Raw genomic sequence first — 17,174 nt, 5'->3', positions numbered from 1 at the left:
GGGAATATTTTTCTGTCGCCGTGTCGAAAACGCGGAGCGCCGTTCGTCGTCACCATGTAAGACAACGAACGTGCCGAACGAGGCACCGCTTATTCAAGGAGACGAACCATGAAGTACATGCTGCTGATCAACGCGCCGAGCGCCGATTTCGACAACGGCTGTTCGGTGGAGGACTGGATACAGTTCGGCAAGGAAATGCAGGATGCAGGCGTGTGGGTCACCGGCCACGCTCTCGCAGACCTCACGACGGCGACAACAGTGCAGGTCGACTCGTCCGGGCAGCGCAGCATCACGGACGGACCGTTCGCGGAAACGCGAGAGGTCTTGGGCGGTTTCGAGATCATCGATGTGCCGGATCTTGACGCCGCCCTCGAGTGGGCCGAACGGTGCCCAGGTTCTCGCGGAGGCGGTTCGGTGGTCGTACGACCGATCGCCGACTTCTGAAAGCTAGTTTGATGAGCCGCAGACCGGCACTGTCACTCGAAGCAGTGTTCCGCGAAGAATACGGGCAACTTCTGGCAACGCTCGTGGGACGATTCGGCGATCTGGCTTTGGCCGAAGACGCTACCTCCGATGCGATGGAGGCTGCTTTGAGTCGGTGGCCGGTCGATGGCGTCCCCTCGAAACCCGGCGCTTGGCTACTGACCACAGCCCGGCGCCGGGCGGTGGACAGACTTCGACGCGATCAGGCCTATGCCGCCAAACTCGCCTTACTTCAAGTTGAGCAAGATCGCACATTTCTGTCACCGAACCCCGAATCCGCCGACGGCGGTCTGCCCGACGAACGTCTTCAACTCTTCTTCACATGTGCGCATCCCGCGCTGGCACCGGATGATCGGATTGCGATCACATTGCGCTGCCTGGTTGGAATGACGACGACGGAAGTCGCTCGGGCCTTCTTGATTCCTTCGTCGACGGCCGGACAGCGAATCTCCAGGGCCAAGAACAAGATCCGGGTCGCACGAATTCCCTTCCGCGTCCCGGATCGACATGAAATGGCGCAACGGTTGCCGGGAGTTCTGCAGGTTGTGTGTTCGATCTTCACCGAGGGTTATTCAGCGTCGTCCGGTGAAAACCTGCTCCGCACAGATCTGGCCGAAGAAGCGATACGGCTCGGCCGAATTCTGCATGGCCTGCTTCCGGCCGAGCGTGAAGTTACCGGGCTGCTCTCGCTCATGCTTTGCACTCACGCCCGGCGTTCGGCACGCGCCGGAAAAGACGGCGAGATCGTGATGCTCGAAGAGCAGGACCGTCGGTTATGGGACCGCGAAATGATCGACGAAGGGTGCGCCTTGGTGATAGTCGCTCTCACCGGCGGCTCCCCCGGACCGTACGGCGTTCAAGCAGCCATTGCGGCCCTGCACCACGAAGCCACCGACGCCGAGAGCACGGATTGGCCTCAGATCGCCGAATTGTATGGCGTGCTGGAGACGATCACGCCGTCGCCGATCGTCTCTCTCAACAAGGCGGCGGCTATCGCAATGTCCGATGGTCCCAGCGCCGGCCTCGAAGTGATGGAAGCGTTGTCCACCGAGCCCCTGCTACAGAACTACTATCCATATCCTGCCGCCCGAGCGGATCTCCTCGCACGGCTCGAACGCTGGTCGGAAGCTGCTCGATGGTTCGAATGCGCACTCGGCCTTGCCGGCTCCGAACCCGAGAAAAGGTATGTACAGCGCAGACTGGCCGCGTGCTATCGCAACGCACCGCCGACTCCGAAAGACACCTCTGAATTCTGACGCTTGTCCGCGTCTGCAGATCGAACACCAGTGCGACTGCCGGATCGTCACTTTACCCTCGGAGTGAACTGAATCACACTATGATCGAGGCCGCAGGGTGCTGGTCCACGGTCTTCGACCCGCCTGCAAGCGAAGCAGTTTCGGCACGACGCACGATCTCGAGGGGATGATCATGTCGGTGAAGCAAAGCATGGTTCGACACCGCACGCTGTCACACATTATCGAAGGAGCCGGTGCAGTACGCGTCATGAATCGAGCGGGACTCATTCCGTTTCCGCGATTGGATCGAGGAATCGCATCGATCCGTGCAGTAGGTAAGTACGGACCGTTCGCCGGTCCGGTCCACGCACACGCCACGGCGGGCGTCACCACAACCGCTCTCGTCGACGAGTTGGGGTCGATGTCGTACATCGACCTCGAGCAGCAGTCCAACGCGCTCGTCCGAGGCTGGATGAATGCAGGCGTCGGAGCGGGATCCGTCATGGGCGTCATGGCTCGCAATCACCGGGGGTTGGTGCTCACGATGCTGGCCGCCGCGAAGGGAGGCATCCGGCTCGTCATGATGAACACCGGTTTCGCTCCCCCGCAATTGGCCGACGTCGCAGTCCGCGAGCAGGTCGGCACCTTTGTGTACGACGAGGAGTTCGCCCCTGTCGCGGCCGTTCTCGCACCCGAGGTGAAAACTTTTCTAAGCTGGTCCGGCTCGTCGAATCCCACAATCGCCACCCTGGCCGACGTCGCGAAAGGGCAAGCCACCTCATCTGTGCCTGCACCGACGACGCAGGGAGGTTTCGTTCTACTGACAAGTGGCACGACCGGAACACCGAAAGGCGCTCCCCGAAATCACACGTCGCCGCTCGCGTCGGCGCAGTTCCTGGATCGGGTTCCACTGCGCCGCGGACAGACGATGGTGATGGCAGCTCCTGCCTTTCACGGAACCGGCGTCTCACAATTCGCGTTGGCTCTGGCGCTGTGCAACACCGTGGTGATGCATCGAAAATTCGATCCAGAAAACACCCTCGCACTGGTCGCCCGTCATTCCGCGGACTCCCTGGTATTGGTTCCGACGATGCTGCAACGGATCGTCGACCTCCCGCCAGCTGTACTCGCAAAGTACGACACCTCTTCTCTACGAATAGTTTTCGCAGCAGGATCGGCAATATCACCCGACTTGAGCCGTCGTACGACCGAGGCATTCGGACACGTTCTGCACAATCTCTATGGGTCCACCGAGGTCGCAGTTGCCACCGTCGCAACACCCGAGGATCTGGCTGTGGCACCCGGCACCGCGGGTCGGCCCCCGGTTACGTGCCATGTCGAATTGTTCGACAACGACGGACTACGCGTAACCGACGTCGGAGCAGTCGGCCGAATCTTCGTCTCGAGCGGACTGAGCTTTTCCGGCTATACCGATGGACGTGACAAGGAGCGGATCGACGGAATGCTGTCGACCGGCGACGTGGGCCACTTCGATGAGAACGGTCTGCTGTTCGTCGACGGACGCGACGACGACATGATCGTCTCGGGTGGTGAGAACGTCTACCCACTGGAAGTGGAGAACTTGCTCGCCGAACGTCCAGATGTCGTCGAAGCCGCCGTGATCGGAGTCGCTGATCCAGATTTCGGACATCGCCTCAAGGCCTTCATCGTCCCAAAGAACGACTCGACGCGCAATGCAGACGAGATTGTGAGCTACGTGAAGTCGAACCTGGCTCGGTACAAGGTTCCACGCGAAATCGTGTTTCTCGACGAGTTACCCAGAAACGCTACCGGCAAGATCCTGCGGCGCGCGCTGGCAGAGCATGCCGGCCCGGTTACCGACGTGAACGATCTACGGACCGAGAAGACCTGGTAACAGATCGACTTTATGCCCAACCGAAATGCCGAACGGACCGAGAATAGCCAGAAACGACAAAAGCCGGTACCCATGACTGGTACCGGCTTTTGTTCTTAGTAGCGGGGACAGGATTTGAACCTGCGACCTCTGGGTTATGAGCCCAGCGAGCTACCGAGCTGCTCCACCCCGCGATGCAGTAGCTAAGTTACCGGAACATCTGGAACTAAAGCAAATCGCTGCTACCGATGAACCGAGACCTACGCTCTCGGCTCGCCGAGAAAACCGGACGTGCGGTCCCTTCATGCCAGTCATCCGACACGTCGAGTCCGAAACTTGCCGGACACGCCGATTCAGTAGACCAATACGGTGCCCTGAGTCACTCGAACTACGTGATGTATAGCACATAACGAGCACGTAACGATGTGGATACGAAATGGTCCCGACCGCCCGCCAGCAGCGGAAACGCCGTGATCCGTCCCAACAGGTGGACGGTCGTGCAGGAAATTCTTAGTGTGACGTCACGAAAATCCTCGACTACCTTCGCTCTCGGTCCTAAAACACAGGGCCAGTACCACCCCCGCCGCTAGCGTCGCTCTGCCCCGCGGGGGATGGATCCCCGAATACGAACGGGGGCAGAGCCGCAACATGTGCGAGTTACTCGAACACAGAGCCTCGTACACGGTGCCTTGGACACTCACCACTCGCAAAGTCCAGTACGGCCGGTTGCGTCAGCATGCGCGGAGAGGATTTACCCCACATGTCCAATGGAACTAATTTCGGCAAGCGTGCACTCGGATGGGCGACCGTCACCGGCGCCGTCGTTGCAATCCCCCTCGGCCTCTCGATGGGCACCGCGAACGCTGCAGAGCACAACTGGGACGGTGTCGCGCAGTGCGAGAGCGGCGGCAACTGGAACACCAACACCGGTAACGGCTACTACGGTGGGCTGCAGTTCTCGCAGAGCACCTGGACGGCCAACGGTGGAAGCGGATCACCCCAGAGCGCATCCAAGGCCGAGCAGATCCGCGTAGCGGAGAACACCCTGCAAAGCCAGGGACCCGGAGCATGGCCGGTCTGTGGTCAGAACTTGACCACCGGCGTCTCGGCTCCGGCACCCGTCGCCGAGGTCGAGCCTGCACCAGTAGCGCCCGTCCAGGAGGCACCAGCAGCACCGGCCGAGTACATCGCCCCGGTCGAGCCCGTCGTCACACCGGAACTTCCCGTTGCGCCGCAGTACCAGGCGACCGCAGACCAGTACGTCGATCAGGCCACCACCGTTGCACAGCAGGGCTTCGATACTGCGTCGAAGCTCGCCGAACAGTACGGAGTCAGTGCACAGTTCCAGCAGCTCGTTGCAGCCAACTCGCCGATCTTCAGCGCGATCGGCCGGTAGTCGATCGCCCGTTCGGCATGGCTGATTCGTCAGCGCTGATCGACGCGACATAGCTTCGCACCAACGCGAACGGCGCTGTCACTCATATGAGTGACGGCGCCGTTCGCGTTGGTTTTCGTCTTCAGATCTCTGTCACCGATGTTGCTGTCACCGGTCGTGCCCTCACCCTGTAGCTGCGAGTACCCGATAGTTCGGGTACTCGCAGCTTTCGTCAGCTGCCGCCGTTGTTATACGCGTCGATAGCTTGCTGAAGTGCGTCGAATGCAGTTCCCAATCGTCCAAGATCACCGCTCTGTTGAGCGGTGCGCACATCGTTGAGCGCACTGTTCAATCGCTGCACAGCAGCTTGACTCGGCTGGCCCTGAGCCGGTGGCGCAGTGGCGGGTGGCGGAGTCGCCCCAGCCGCCGCACCTGGCTCGACGGTGGGCTGAGGATTCTCGGGATCACCACCGGGTGCGGTTGCCGCAGTTCCAGTACCCGACCCGAAGACCTGGTCGAGCGCCTCCGACAACGTCGCTGCGTATCCGACGCGAACACCACCTCCCGAACCCGGTTCGCGGTAGCTCACCAAAACCCTGGTCAGCTGTGGGAACGTCGATGTGGAAGCAGTATTTCGCTCCGTGTACAACGGTTCCACGTACAGAATTCCGCCGTCGGCTATCGGCAGTGTCAACAGGTTTCCGTATTGGATCTTGTTGGACTGCTGCAACAACGTTTTGTCCGATGCAACTCGTGCATCCGACGTCATCGAGTTCTGTGCCTGCTGTGGACCCTGTGTCTGAGTGTCGGTCGGCAATTGGAGAATCGTGAACTTGCCGTAGTTCTCGGGATCGGAACGCACCGATATGTACGCCGACAGCAACTGCCGGTCGAATCCGACCATGGCACTGGTCAATCTGAACGAGGGCTTGCCGGTCTCGGGATCGCCGATCAGTACATAGTACGGAGGCTGATTGAGATCGGTACCGCCGTCGACGGTCGGGTCACTCGGAACAGACCAGAACGCGTTGTTGGTGAAGAACTCGTTCGGATCGTCGACGTGGTACTTGGCGAGCATCTCGCGCTGAACCTTGAACAGGTCCTCCGGATACCGGAAGTGGGACCGAAGGTCGTCAGGGATGGAAGATTCCGGCTGGACCGAGTCGGGGAAAACACCCATCCACGCGTTGAGCACCGGATCCTTGTCGTCCACCTGGTACAAGGTGACCGAGCCGTCGTAGGCATCCACCGTCGCCTTGACGGAGTTCCGAATGTAGGAAACTTCTTTCTTGGGGAGCGGCCGACCTGTCGTCGGCTCCACACTGTCCGCAGTGAGACCGTCCAACGACGCACGCTGCGCGTAAGGGTAGTTCTCCAGCGTGGTGTAACCGTCGACTATCCAGACGATCTTTCCGTCCACAACAGCTGGGTAGGAGTCGCTGTCCGTGGTCAGCCAAGGAGCGGCCTTCTGAACACGCTCGCGGGGATCACGATTGAACAGAATCTTGGAATCGTCGCCGATAGCGCCCGAGAACAGGATGTTGCGCTCGGCGTACTTGGCTGCGAAGGCCAACCTGTTGAACCAGTTACCGATTGGGACGCCGCCCGCACCGGAATAGGTGTAGCGAGAAGTATCGGTGTCGTATTCGCGATCTCCGCTCGAACCGCCGGTACCGACGATGGCGTAATCGGGATCGGCTTGTGCAATGACCTCGCCGTAGTAGATGCGGGGCTGATCCACTGGAATGACCTGATCGGTGCCCTGCGAAGCAATGTCACTGACGGTGTAGATCGGGTAGCCGCTGTTGCTGTTGGACCCCTCTGCAGTCGGATCCTGCACCGCTTTGTTTACGCGGTTGGCCGGCGCCGCCACGAAACCGTTTCCGTGCGTGTAGACCGTGTGCCGGTTGATCCAGTCCGTCTGGTTACCTGTAAGACTCTCGGGCGACAGCTCACGTGCAGCGACGATGTAATCCTGCAGCTGGCCGTCGATCTCATACCGATCGACATCCAGCGATGTCGGAAACCCGAAGAAGTTCTTCAGCTGTTGCTGCTGAGTGAAGGTGCGCGACAAAACATTCGGATCGAGCAGACGCGTGTTCGCAATAGTGGTGATGTCCGCCGGGCTTTCCCGCGGAGACTGCGAACCTTCGCCCGAATAATCCTGATACTCGACGTTGTCGTCCCCGATGCCATAGGCATCTCGGGTAGCCGCGATGTTCCTCTCGATGTACGCCCGCTCCTTGACTGCAGCGTTGGGACGAACCGAGAACTGCTCCATCAGCAGCGGGAACACAGCGCCGACGAGGACCGACGACAGCACCAGCAATGCCGTTGCGAGCGCTGGAACACGCAAATCGCGGAGGAAGATCGCCGCGAAGAAAGCTGCGGCACAGATCAATGCAATGGCCAACAGAATCAGTTTGGCCGGAAGTACCGCATTGATGTCGGTGAATCCCGGTCCGGTGAACGTCGGTTCCTTCCGACTACTGAACAGCAGTGAGTATCGGTCCAACCAGTACGCAATTGCCTTGAACAGCACGAACGAACCGGCAAGGACCGCCAACTGAATACGTGCGGACCGAGTGAGCGCGCCCTCGCGGCCGGCTAGACGAATGCCACCGAAGATGTACTGCGTCACCAAGTTCGCAAAGAACGCGATGAGGGTGGAGACGAACAACCAGTTCAGAATGAATCTGTAGAACGGAAGGTCGAACGAGTAGAAGCCGACGTCGAGACCGAACTGCGGATCGGCAACTCCGAAATCGCCGCCGTGCATGAACAACTGGACCGTGACCCAGTTGGTCTGCGCGATGAGACCGGAGATGAGACCGAAGATCAGGGGAATTCCGACGCCGAACAGACGGAGCCTGCTCATGACTGTCGTGCGGTACCGAGCAATCGGATCGTTCGGCCCGGCAACGGGAACGAAGACGGGACGATTCCGGTAGGCAAACCACATCGACAGAAATACGAGGCCACCGACGAGCAAGCCGACAGCCAGGAAGATCACCAAGCGAGTCAGCACTGTCGTGGTGAAGACCTGGCGGAAGCCGACTTCGTCGAACCACAGCCAGTTCGTGTATGTATCGATAAGGCGTGGGCCGATCAGCAGCAACGCTGCGAGGACCAAGGCCAGGACAAGTAGAATTCGGCTCCGCCGCGACAGCGACGGTAGTCCGGAGGGGGCCCTCATGCCCACGTGCCACACTCCAACTTCGGGCGGTACAAATCTGTACCGCAGATGGCTTCGGCGGCACACATCGTGCGCCGCCATGTCCGATTTGAGAACCACTGTACGGAAGACGTCACCGACTCGCCCACACCCGTCGACTCTTTCGTAGCCCTGCGAGGTGCATTTTCTGCTCGGTGGGAGGATGAACACGTGAGCGATTTCAGTGACGACCTGTACGGCGACGGCATAGACCACGAAAACGACCCCGAAGAGCTCGGTGCCGCCCTGGCGCGATGCGCGCACGAAGTGGCAGATTTCGTCGACGCCGAAGGGTGGGGACAGCCACCGCAACTGTTCGCATTGGTCCCGACCTCGGTATTGGCTGCCGCGGAGCCTGGACTACTGGAGGAACTGGCCGACGGTTCGAAGCTCACTCCTATTCAGCAGCACTCGCTTCCCGACGACATCAAGGGCGGTTCGCCGGCACTGGACGAGTTTCTCGCCACAACCAGCTGGCCGGAGGGAGTCGTCGGATGCGCACTCGTCCAAGAGATCGTCGTGCTACCACCGGCAGCCGAATCAGCGCTCGACGAAGCACTCGTGCCGTTGCTCGCGAACAGTGACGCAGCAGACGAGGCAGCGCGGATCGCCGCTCGGACCCACCCCGATCGCAAGGACGGCCGACTCATCGCCGCGGTGATCAAGGACGGCCCCACGTTGACGCTGCTACAGATGCAGCCGGACGACGACGCCGATCCCTTCGCTCCGATCGAACTGCTCCTCTACGACAACCTCGCACCCAATGTCGTGCACGCGTTGTACTCGACATTCGACAACGTCGACGAGGACTGACGGGGTCGACGAGGACTGAACGGGTGGACTAGGCCTCACTCAGCAGGCAGGTGCGTCTCCCCCGTCGCCGATCGCCTGCAGTGACTCGATAGCGCCGTCGAGCGAGTCGACCCTGACCAGCCGGAGGCCATCGGGAACGTTCTGTTTCGCCTCGTCGCAGTTGCTCGACGGAACGAGGAATGTCGTCGCACCAGCTTCCCTCGCGGCGATCAGCTTGTACGGGATGCCGCCGATCGGTCCCACCGTCCCGGCTGCGTCGATCGTGCCGGTGCCTGCCACGAAGTCACCGTTGCTCAATTCGCCGGGGCTGAGCTTGTCGACCACCGCGAGACTGAACATCAGGCCGGCAGAGGGTCCGCCGACATCCGCCAGGTTGAACTTCACGGTGAACGGGACATCGGGTTTCTCGGCCGGTGTGACACCGAGATACCCCTTTTCCGGGTCGTCCGGTCGGGCCCCGAGCGTCACGGTTTCGGTTCGTTCGCCGTTTTCGTTCGACACCACGATCTCGACGACGGCACCGGGTGCTCGAGCACTGACGGCGTCACGAACCCCCGCAACGGTGTCGGCGGGAACGCCGTCGATCGAGATCAGGCCTTCACCTTCGGTCAGCTTCCCCGCTGCCGGCCCGTCGGCGGCGACCGATCCGACCGTGAGCACCACAGGCAAGCCCAGGTGGTGCAACGCGGCAAGTTCTGCGCTGGCCTCCGACTGCTCGAAATCCGCCTCGTTACTCTGCTGGACTTCTTCCTTCGTTTTGTCCGGTGGATACACCTCTTCGCGCGGCACCAGTCCCTGCCGTCCGCTCACCCAGTAGCCGAACGCCTCGAAGATGTTCAATTGATCACGCACCGCGACGGTGGTCATGTTCAGATGGCCGGTGGTGGGGTCTACGCCCACGCCGTCGATCTCGACTACGGGCACCCCGTCTGCCTCACCGAGGGTGTTGTAGGTGGGCCCCGGACCGAGCGCAGCGAACGGAACGGTGACGACCGTCCCCGCGACACCGAGTACGACAACGGGCACAAGGGCGGCGACCAGAGTAGCGATCCTACGATTCACCCGACAAACAGTAGAACCGATCGAATGACGGCAGGTGCGAGACCCCTCCTTTCCGTATTCTCGGCGGGCGGGTGCGCGTGTTCGCCGACAGCGTGATCGCCCTTGATACCCTCGAGCGCTGCAGCCTTGTACCGTTGACCCATGAGCAATTTTGGTTTCGAGAGCTCCGACGAAGATCCGGACAAGAAGAAGGATCAGGGCGGAAACAGCACGCCCGGCGGCTTCGGATTCGGCAGTGAGGGTTTCGACCCCGCGGCCCTGGGCCAGATGCTTACCCAGTTCGGGCAGATGCTGAGCGGAATGGGCGCCCAAGGACAGGGAGGCGCGAATGCGGGGCCGGTGAACTACGACCTGGCTTTGCAGCTCGCTCGTCAGCAGATCGGCACGATCACTCCGGTGGCCGCGGGAAAGTCCGGGGCTGTCGCGGACGCCGCACACCTCGCCGAACTCTGGCTCGACGGCGCTACGACGCTGCCTGCCGGGGCGAGCAAGACCCTTGCGTGGACTCCTGGCGACTGGCTCGACAACACCATCGAAACCTGGAAGCGGTTGTGCGATCCAGTCGCAGAGCAGATCTCCGGAATGTGGACTTCCGGTCTTCCGAGTGAAGCTCAGCAGGCGGCCGGGCCGATGATGGGCATGCTGACTCAGATGGGTGGGATGGCGTTCGGGTCTCAGCTGGGTCAGGCTCTCGGCCAGCTCTCCAAAGAAGTACTGACCTCTACCGATATCGGCCTTCCGCTCGGACCGAGCGGGGTCGGAGCGTTACTGCCAGAGGCCATCGCAGCGTTCTCCGAAGGTCTGGAACAACCCGAACGCGAAGTTCTCGTGTTCTTGGCTGCCCGCGAAGCTGCACATCACCGGTTGTACAGCCATGTTCCGTGGTTGCGGCAGCGCGTGCTCGCCACGGTGGAAGAGTATGCCCGGGGCATTCGGATGGACTTCTCGGCAATCGAGGAGGCGGCGGCAGGCCTCGACCCCGCATCCCTCACCGATCCGTCGAAGATCGAAGAAATTCTGCAGCAAGGCGCGTTCGAGCCGCAGACGACGCCTGAGCAGAAGCACGCGCTCGAACGCCTCGAGACCATGCTGGCGCTCGTCGAGGGCTGGGTCGAGACCGTCGTAGGTGAAGCTCTCGGCGAGAGGCTTCCGGGCGCAGGTGCGCTCGGCGAGACCATTCGACGCCGTCGCGCATCGGGTGGACCGGCGGAACAAACCTTCGCAACGTTGGTCGGTCTCGAGTTGCGCCCCCGCAAGGTTCGCGAGGCGAGCGAGCTGTGGCGTCGACTCACCACCGCGGCAGGCATCGATGGACGCGATGGTGTGTGGTCTCACCCCGATCTGCTGCCCGTATCGGCAGATCTCGACGATCCCGCCGGATTCATCGACGGCGTCGTGGGCGGCGGATCGAGCAGTTTCGACGACCCGATCGCGCAACTCGAAGCTACCGAGGCTCAGGAACGATCCGAACGGGAAAAGAAGGACGGCGACAAGTCCTCCTAGTAATACACGCTGGGGAAGAACGCTGCCGGAAACTGGGTGGATCGAAATTCTTCGATCCACCCAGTTTTTTGCTCTATTCGCTGTTCAGCCGCGTTGGCGGCCTGTGGATAACCGACGGTTCGCGACGCGGTGGGACCGTGCCGGAGTGTCATCGTTCGATTCATGAGCACATCAGCGATCCGTCGACCGAAGCTTCGTGTATCGGCGTTCGTACAACGGGACGGGACCGTTCGTGTCGGTTGGGATCCCGACCGGTCGTACATCCTCACTCCCCCACCAGGGGTCGAACCGAAGGTGCTGCTCGATATCCTCGGCCAGCTCGACGGCGCCCATTCTCGTGCTCACGTGGTGTGGTTCGGGTGCACAGTGGGGTTGACGGGCAACTCGATGTCCACTCTCCTCGCCGAACTCGACGAGGCCGGACTGCTGAGCGAGGGAGTCCTTCCGTCGACGGACGGAACTGCAAGCAGTGTGATGACCGTCCACATACTCGGACGAGGACCGCTGTCGGACGCCTTGGCCGCGGGGCTGACCCCTTCCTCGATCCTCGTCGTAGAGCGTTCGAGTGTCGCGCCTGCACAACTACTGCAAGTGGACGACGCCGGGTGGCCTTGTGACATTGTCGTTCTCGCCGACGATATGGCGCCCGATCCGCGCGTGATCACTTCGCTCGTGCGTTCACGCACCCCCCATCTTCAGGTCCGAATCCGCGACGGCAAGGGGATTGTGGGTCCGTTCGTCGACCCCGGTAATACCAGTTGCCTTCGGTGCGCGGAGTTGATTCGCTGCAGCTTGGATCCACAGTGGCCGCACGTGTCGGCGCAACTCCTCGGCCGTGTCGGTGAAGCCACCAAGCCCACCGTCCTTGCAACCGCTGCCGTCGCGCTCGCCCAGATCGAAGCATTCGTCGCCGGACATGACGCGGCGCTTGGCGACATGTCGCTGGAGCTCGATCTCGTGGCGCACACCATGGACTCGCGCCACTGGGTTCGGCACCCAGGATGCGACTGCGCCCTCGTATAGCAGTCACATGTGTGCTCTCACCTGCTAGGTGGGCAAGAAGTTCTTCGTTCAGCCATGATGGGTATGTGTCAGACATTCCTCGCCGCGGCTCAGCCCGAACTGCCAAGCTCGCACGAATTCCGATCGGTATCGCCGGGCGGGCCGCGGTGGGCTTCGGGAAGAAGCTTGCCGGCGGCAATCGCCAAGAAATCGACAGCGCACTAGCCGCCAAAGCAGCCGAGCAACTCTTCTCGGTGCTCGGCGAACTCAAGGGTGGCGCAATGAAGTTCGGGCAGGCACTCAGCGTGATGGAGGCCGCCGTCCCAGAGGAGTTCGCTGAGCCTTATCGCGAGGCGCTCACCAAGCTCCAGGCGGATGCACCGCCCCTACCAGCGGACAAAGTGCATCGGATGCTCGACCGGCAGCTCGGCACCACGTGGCGATCCCGATTTATTTCTTTCGACGACACTCCGGTGGCGTCGGCGAGCATCGGACAGGTTCACCGCGCGGTCTGGGCGGACGGTCGAGACGTCGCGGTCAAGGTTCAGTACCCAGGCGCAGACGACGCTTTGCGTGCGGACCTGAAGACGTTGTCGCGTTTTGCCAACACCTTCAGCGCCATCTTCACCGGCGCAGACGTCAAGCCCGTTCTCGAAGAATTGATAGCTCGGACCGAGGACGAACTCGATTACCGTATCGAGGCAACCAACCAGCGGGCTTTCGCGCAAGAATTCGACGGTGACCCACAATTCGCGGTACCCCGTGTCGTCGCCAGCGCGCCGAAGGTCCTGGTCAGCGAGTGGATGAGCGGTACACCGCTGGCCACCATCATCGCGGGCGGAACAGCACAGCAACGCAACGACGCGGGAGCTCTGCTGGCGTTGTTCGCTTTTGCGGCTCCGGCACGGGCAGGTCTACTACACGCCGATCCGCACCCTGGAAACTTCATGCTGCTGCCCGACGGCCGACTCGGCGTCATCGACTTCGGTGCGACCGCACCGATGCCGAACGGCTTGCCGCCGGTGCTGGGCAGGATGGTTCGGTTGGCGCGCGAGGAACGATTCGACGAGTTGGTCGAACTGTGTACCGACAATGGATTCGTCATTCCGGGGCGCACTGTGACCGCGACGGAAATATCGGACTATCTACGGCCGTTCACAGATCCGATTCGCACGGATACATTCCACTTCACGCGCGCATGGCTTCAGAAGGCAGCGGGTTCCGCAGCTGAATTCGACAGCGCGCAGCTCAAAACAGTTCGCGCACTGAATATGCCTGCCGAATACATCATGATCTTCCGAGTTCTCGGTGGCCTGGTCGGTATCTGTGCACAATTGGACGCATACGCGCCCTACATGTCGATCTTGACCGAATGGATGCCCGGCTTCACCGACGACGACGCTCAGTCGAGCGAAGGCTGATCGAACCGACGCACACGCCGGGCATCCTATACCGATCTCACGCAACCTCCCGTTGGTTGCTCCTGTCTTTCCGGGGCCGACCACGCGGACGTTTACGGGCAATGACGACACCCTGATCTAGTATCTCGCCGCCCCACACACCCCATGGTTCGGCGCGATCGAGTGCGGCACTCAAACACATGCGGCGGATGGGGCACTCGAGGCACAACTCCTTGGCTCGCTCCAGTTCATGTGGACTGTCCGCGAACCACAAGTCGGGATCGTCTGCCCGGCAGGGTACTTCGACTCCGAAGAGAATTCCATTATCAGTCGATATCGTTACATGCTGCGGTGACGCAGCGATACGTGCTGCGCTCGAATGTGACTCGGTCGAACTCTCGACCTCGTATCGGCATGTCGTCCGGGTTATGACGGTAGACACGTCAGTCTCCTCTACTTGTCGTACGGCGTATGTGCGGTTCTGCGACTTCTGTGCGAACCCTGGGCCGAACGTTCGAGTCAGGAGGGGGTCTTCTCGAACAAAAATGGCCACGGTCCGCGTGAGCGGGTCCGTGGCCTTCGGAGGCGATTCTCGAAGCGTTCCTATCGAGACTTTCCTCGATATCGACCTTCGATCACGGACGTACTGTGTGCTCGGCGATGAAAGGCTGCTGCCGCTGCGGGACGTACTGCTGCGCCTGCTACCTGGACTGGCCAGTGCGCAGTCATCGTGTCAATCCCTGCTGGGGTGGCACCGGCACCAATGGTTGCTCCGGCTGTGGCGAGGTAGGCAGAAACACGAGCCAGAGGCACGGACCGAACAGCGCGCGTCTCATCAGCAACGAAAATGTGATTCTTCATTGTTTCTCCCACCTCCTCTTCGACCAATGGATAATTCGTTCACCAAGTGAATATTTACCGCTCGCGGTCTACCACGGGCGGTGGAAACAGACTAAACCCCACGCTTCGAACGGCACAAGCTATTTTCTACCTGCAGTTTTGCGGTAGCGACACCATTTACTTGGCCGAGGAGCGAACCACCGTCAGCACATCCTCACCGAACCGCTCGAGCTTCTTGGCACCGATGCCGGGGATGGCGACGAGACCGCGATCGTCCTGTGGAAGCTGTTCTGCGATCGCCGTCAAAGTCGTGTCGCTGAACACAACGTATGCGGGCACCTTCAACTCGCGGGACTTGTCCAGCCGCCACGACTTCAACGCGTCGAGAAGCTCGACATCGACATCCGACGGATGGCTTTCACATCTACCCAACATCGTTGCGGCGGAACCGATCAACGGCTTCCCACACAGGCGGCACTTGGGGCCGGACTTCTTCGTGGCAGGTGCTGCAATCCGAGACGCAGGTGAGTCCTCCGGAATCAATCCGTTGAGAAAGCGAGATCGCCGACGCGACTTCCGCCCGCCCTCGTTGCGGGCCAACGCCCACGACAGGTGAAGATGCTCCCTCGCGCGCGTGACACCGACGTAGAGGAGCCGCCGCTCTTCTTCGATGGCAGCATCATTGCTCGAACTCGGATCATTGCCCAGCGCGTGCGAGATGGGAAGCGTTCCGTCGGCAAGTCCGACGAGGAACACTGCATCCCATTCCAGACCTTTCGCTGCGTGCAGGGAGGCAAGGGTGACGCCTTGTACAACCGGTGGATGCCGCGCCTCGGCACGCGCTGCGAGTTCACCCAAGAGACGATCGAGGTCCAACTCGGGATCCTGCGCCAGCAGTTCCTCGGTCACCTGAACCAGACCGCCTAGCGACGCCCATTTCTCACGAGCCTGAGCACCTGCTGGTTCGGTTGCGGTCAGACCGAGCGGTGCGAGAACAGCGCGCACGAGTGCGGGCACACCCTTACCCGACTTGGACTCCATCGGGAGATCGTCTCGACCCGACGCCGTGCGCAAAGCAGAAATACCCTGGCGAACTTCCGGTCTGTTGAAGAATCCTTCGCCGCCTCGAACCTGATACGGGATCTTCATTTCCGTCAACGCCTGCTCGTGAACCTCCGACTGAGCGTTGATCCGATACAGCACCGCAATTTCCGAAGGTGCCACACCCGAAGAAATCAATCTCTTCACAGCGCGGGCGACTCCGTCGGCCTCGGCCGGCTCGTCGTCGTATTCGAAGAACTCTGGTTCCGGCCCTGACGGCCGCTGCCCGATCAACTGCAACCGGGTACCGGCGATGCGTCCTCGCGCTGCGCCGATGACTCGGTTGGCCAACGACACGACCTCGGGTGTCGAACGGTAGTCGCGCTCGAGTCGGACAACTGTGGCGTCGGGGAAGCGTCGGGAGAAGTCGAGGAGGTATCGCGGGGTTGCACCGGTGAAGGAATAAATAGTCTGATTCGCATCTCCGACGACGGTGAGATCATCGCGTTCTCCGAGCCAAGCATCGAGGACTCGCTGCTGAAGCGGCGTCACGTCCTGGTACTCGTCCACCACGAAGCATCGGTATCGCTCGCGAAATTCGTCAGCGACCGCGGAGTGCTCCTCGAGAGCAGCCGCAGTGTGCAACAGCAGGTCGTCGAAATCGAGCAACATGCCGTCGCCGCCATGAGTCTTGAGGTCCTCGTAGCCTGCGTAGACCGATGCGACCTTCGACGCATCCATGGGAACTTCTCGATGCAGGCGTGCCGCTACCGCGGGATAGTCCTCGGGCGCAACGAGCGAACCTTTGGCCCATTCGATTTCGCCCGCCAGGTCCCTGATCGAATCGGTGGACGTCGACACACCCGCACGATGGGCGGACTGACTCACCAGTGCGAACTTGCGATCGAGCAGTTGCCAGCCGGTGTCACCGACAACCTGCGGCCAGAAGTATTTGAGCTGCCTGAGCGCAGCAGCGTGAAAGGTTCGCGCTTGCACCGGCGGGCCTTCACCACCGACACCCAACTCGCGGAGGCGGCCACGCATCTCCCCTGCCGCGCGTGCGGTGAAGGTCACCGCAAGCACCTGGCCCGCCGAGACGTGCCCGGCCGAGACCAGGTGCGCAATCCGCCTGGTGATGGTCCGAGTTTTACCTGTTCCTGCACCTGCCAGAACACACACGGGACCACGTGGCGCCGACACGGCAGCAGACTGTTCGGGATCCAACCCGGCGATCATCGAGTCCACTGGCATGCCGACCATCATGTCAGGAGGCACCGACGGTTCTTGGAGCGCGGTTACGGACGCCGGCTGCCCGAGTGTTGCGATGGAACAATCACACACCGGACGGTGT

General features: G+C 61.3%; 12 protein-coding genes and 1 tRNA gene. 8 read left to right on the top strand and 5 right to left on the bottom strand.

Annotated elements, in window-relative coordinates; translation table 11 throughout:
* Positions 1-108: 108 nt before the first annotated feature.
* From BJD99_RS11205 to BJD99_RS11195, 3 genes are all read left to right on the top strand, one after another.
* Positions 109-444 (top strand): YciI family protein, encoded by a 336-nt coding sequence (locus tag BJD99_RS11205; protein ID WP_084346905.1) that lies wholly within the window; start codon positions 109-111, stop codon positions 442-444.
* An 11-nt stretch (positions 445-455) separates the two neighbouring features.
* Positions 456-1,739: an RNA polymerase sigma factor gene (locus BJD99_RS11200; RefSeq protein ID WP_084346904.1), complete on the top strand. Its 1,284-nt coding sequence runs from the start codon at positions 456-458 to the stop codon at positions 1,737-1,739.
* A gap of 190 nt (positions 1,740-1,929) precedes the next feature.
* Positions 1,930-3,594: an acyl-CoA synthetase gene (locus tag BJD99_RS11195; RefSeq protein ID WP_084346959.1), complete on the top strand. Its 1,665-nt coding sequence runs from the start codon at positions 1,930-1,932 to the stop codon at positions 3,592-3,594.
* Positions 3,595-3,693: 99 nt separating this feature from the next.
* Here BJD99_RS11195 and BJD99_RS11190 read toward each other — a convergent pair.
* A tRNA-Met gene (locus tag BJD99_RS11190) sits at positions 3,694-3,767 on the bottom strand.
* Between the two features lie 566 nt (positions 3,768-4,333).
* Here BJD99_RS11190 and BJD99_RS11185 point away from each other — a divergent pair.
* The gene (locus BJD99_RS11185; RefSeq protein ID WP_084346903.1) at positions 4,334-4,969 is read left to right on the top strand and encodes a transglycosylase family protein; all 636 of its coding nucleotides are present in this window, start codon (positions 4,334-4,336) and stop codon (positions 4,967-4,969) included.
* Between the two features lie 211 nt (positions 4,970-5,180).
* Here BJD99_RS11185 and BJD99_RS11180 read toward each other — a convergent pair whose 3' ends face one another.
* Complete coding sequence (locus tag BJD99_RS11180) at positions 5,181-8,150, bottom strand: UPF0182 family protein (protein ID WP_179142290.1); 2,970 nt, start codon at positions 8,148-8,150, stop codon at positions 5,181-5,183.
* Positions 8,151-8,369: 219 nt separating this feature from the next.
* On the opposite strand from BJD99_RS11180, the gene BJD99_RS11175 reads away from it, so the two are divergent.
* Complete coding sequence (locus BJD99_RS11175) at positions 8,370-8,975, top strand: PPA1309 family protein (RefSeq protein WP_179142297.1); 606 nt, start codon at positions 8,370-8,372, stop codon at positions 8,973-8,975.
* Between the two features lie 39 nt (positions 8,976-9,014).
* Here the strand turns inward: BJD99_RS11175 and BJD99_RS11170 are convergent, their stop codons facing one another.
* Positions 9,015-10,037: a PDZ domain-containing protein gene (locus BJD99_RS11170; RefSeq protein WP_084346901.1), complete on the bottom strand. Its 1,023-nt coding sequence runs from the start codon at positions 10,035-10,037 to the stop codon at positions 9,015-9,017.
* 141 nt (positions 10,038-10,178) lie between these two features.
* Between BJD99_RS11170 and BJD99_RS11165 the strand changes: the two genes are divergently transcribed.
* The 3 genes from BJD99_RS11165 (at position 10,179) to BJD99_RS11155 (ending at position 13,963) form a co-directional block, all read left to right on the top strand.
* Complete coding sequence (locus BJD99_RS11165) at positions 10,179-11,540, top strand: zinc-dependent metalloprotease (protein ID WP_084346900.1); 1,362 nt, start codon at positions 10,179-10,181, stop codon at positions 11,538-11,540.
* A gap of 162 nt (positions 11,541-11,702) precedes the next feature.
* Positions 11,703-12,563: a TOMM precursor leader peptide-binding protein gene (locus BJD99_RS11160; RefSeq protein WP_084346899.1), complete on the top strand. Its 861-nt coding sequence runs from the start codon at positions 11,703-11,705 to the stop codon at positions 12,561-12,563.
* Positions 12,564-12,628: 65 nt separating this feature from the next.
* Positions 12,629-13,963: an AarF/ABC1/UbiB kinase family protein gene (locus BJD99_RS11155; RefSeq protein ID WP_084346898.1), complete on the top strand. Its 1,335-nt coding sequence runs from the start codon at positions 12,629-12,631 to the stop codon at positions 13,961-13,963.
* 37 nt (positions 13,964-14,000) lie between these two features.
* Here BJD99_RS11155 and BJD99_RS11150 read toward each other — a convergent pair whose 3' ends face one another.
* Together BJD99_RS11150 and BJD99_RS11140 are read right to left on the bottom strand one after the other, a co-directional pair.
* Positions 14,001-14,279, bottom strand: a complete 279-nt coding sequence (locus tag BJD99_RS11150; protein WP_179142296.1) for a WhiB family transcriptional regulator — start codon at positions 14,277-14,279, stop codon at positions 14,001-14,003.
* A 680-nt stretch (positions 14,280-14,959) separates the two neighbouring features.
* Positions 14,960-17,083 carry an ATP-dependent DNA helicase UvrD2 gene (locus tag BJD99_RS11140; protein ID WP_084346955.1) on the bottom strand — a complete coding sequence of 708 codons (2,124 nt, stop codon included), beginning with the start codon at positions 17,081-17,083 and terminating at the stop codon, positions 14,960-14,962.
* Positions 17,084-17,174: the final 91 nt, after the last annotated feature.

The sequence above is a fragment of the Rhodococcus sp. 1163 genome, from assembly GCF_002091985.1.
In the GTDB taxonomy this organism is placed as follows: Bacteria; Actinomycetota; Actinomycetes; order Mycobacteriales; family Mycobacteriaceae; genus Rhodococcoides.
The sequence above is the reverse complement of the archived record's forward strand: the minus strand, read 5'-3'. Positions and strand labels throughout refer to the sequence as shown.

Excerpts from the sequence above, each read along its gene's own strand:
- BJD99_RS11185 (WP_084346903.1), top strand. The coding sequence starts at position 4,334 with ATGTCCAATGGAACTAATTTCGGCAAGCGTGCACTCGGATGGGCGACC.
- BJD99_RS11205 (WP_084346905.1), top strand. The coding sequence starts at position 109 with ATGAAGTACATGCTGCTGATCAACGCGCCGAGCGCCGATTTCGACAAC.
- BJD99_RS11200 (WP_084346904.1), top strand. The coding sequence starts at position 456 with ATGAGCCGCAGACCGGCACTGTCACTCGAAGCAGTGTTCCGCGAAGAA.
- BJD99_RS11195 (WP_084346959.1), top strand. The coding sequence starts at position 1,930 with ATGGTTCGACACCGCACGCTGTCACACATTATCGAAGGAGCCGGTGCA.
- BJD99_RS11160 (WP_084346899.1), top strand. The coding sequence starts at position 11,703 with ATGAGCACATCAGCGATCCGTCGACCGAAGCTTCGTGTATCGGCGTTC.
- BJD99_RS11165 (WP_084346900.1), top strand. The coding sequence starts at position 10,179 with ATGAGCAATTTTGGTTTCGAGAGCTCCGACGAAGATCCGGACAAGAAG.
- BJD99_RS11140 (WP_084346955.1), bottom strand. The coding sequence starts at position 17,083 with ATGGTCGGCATGCCAGTGGACTCGATGATCGCCGGGTTGGATCCCGAA.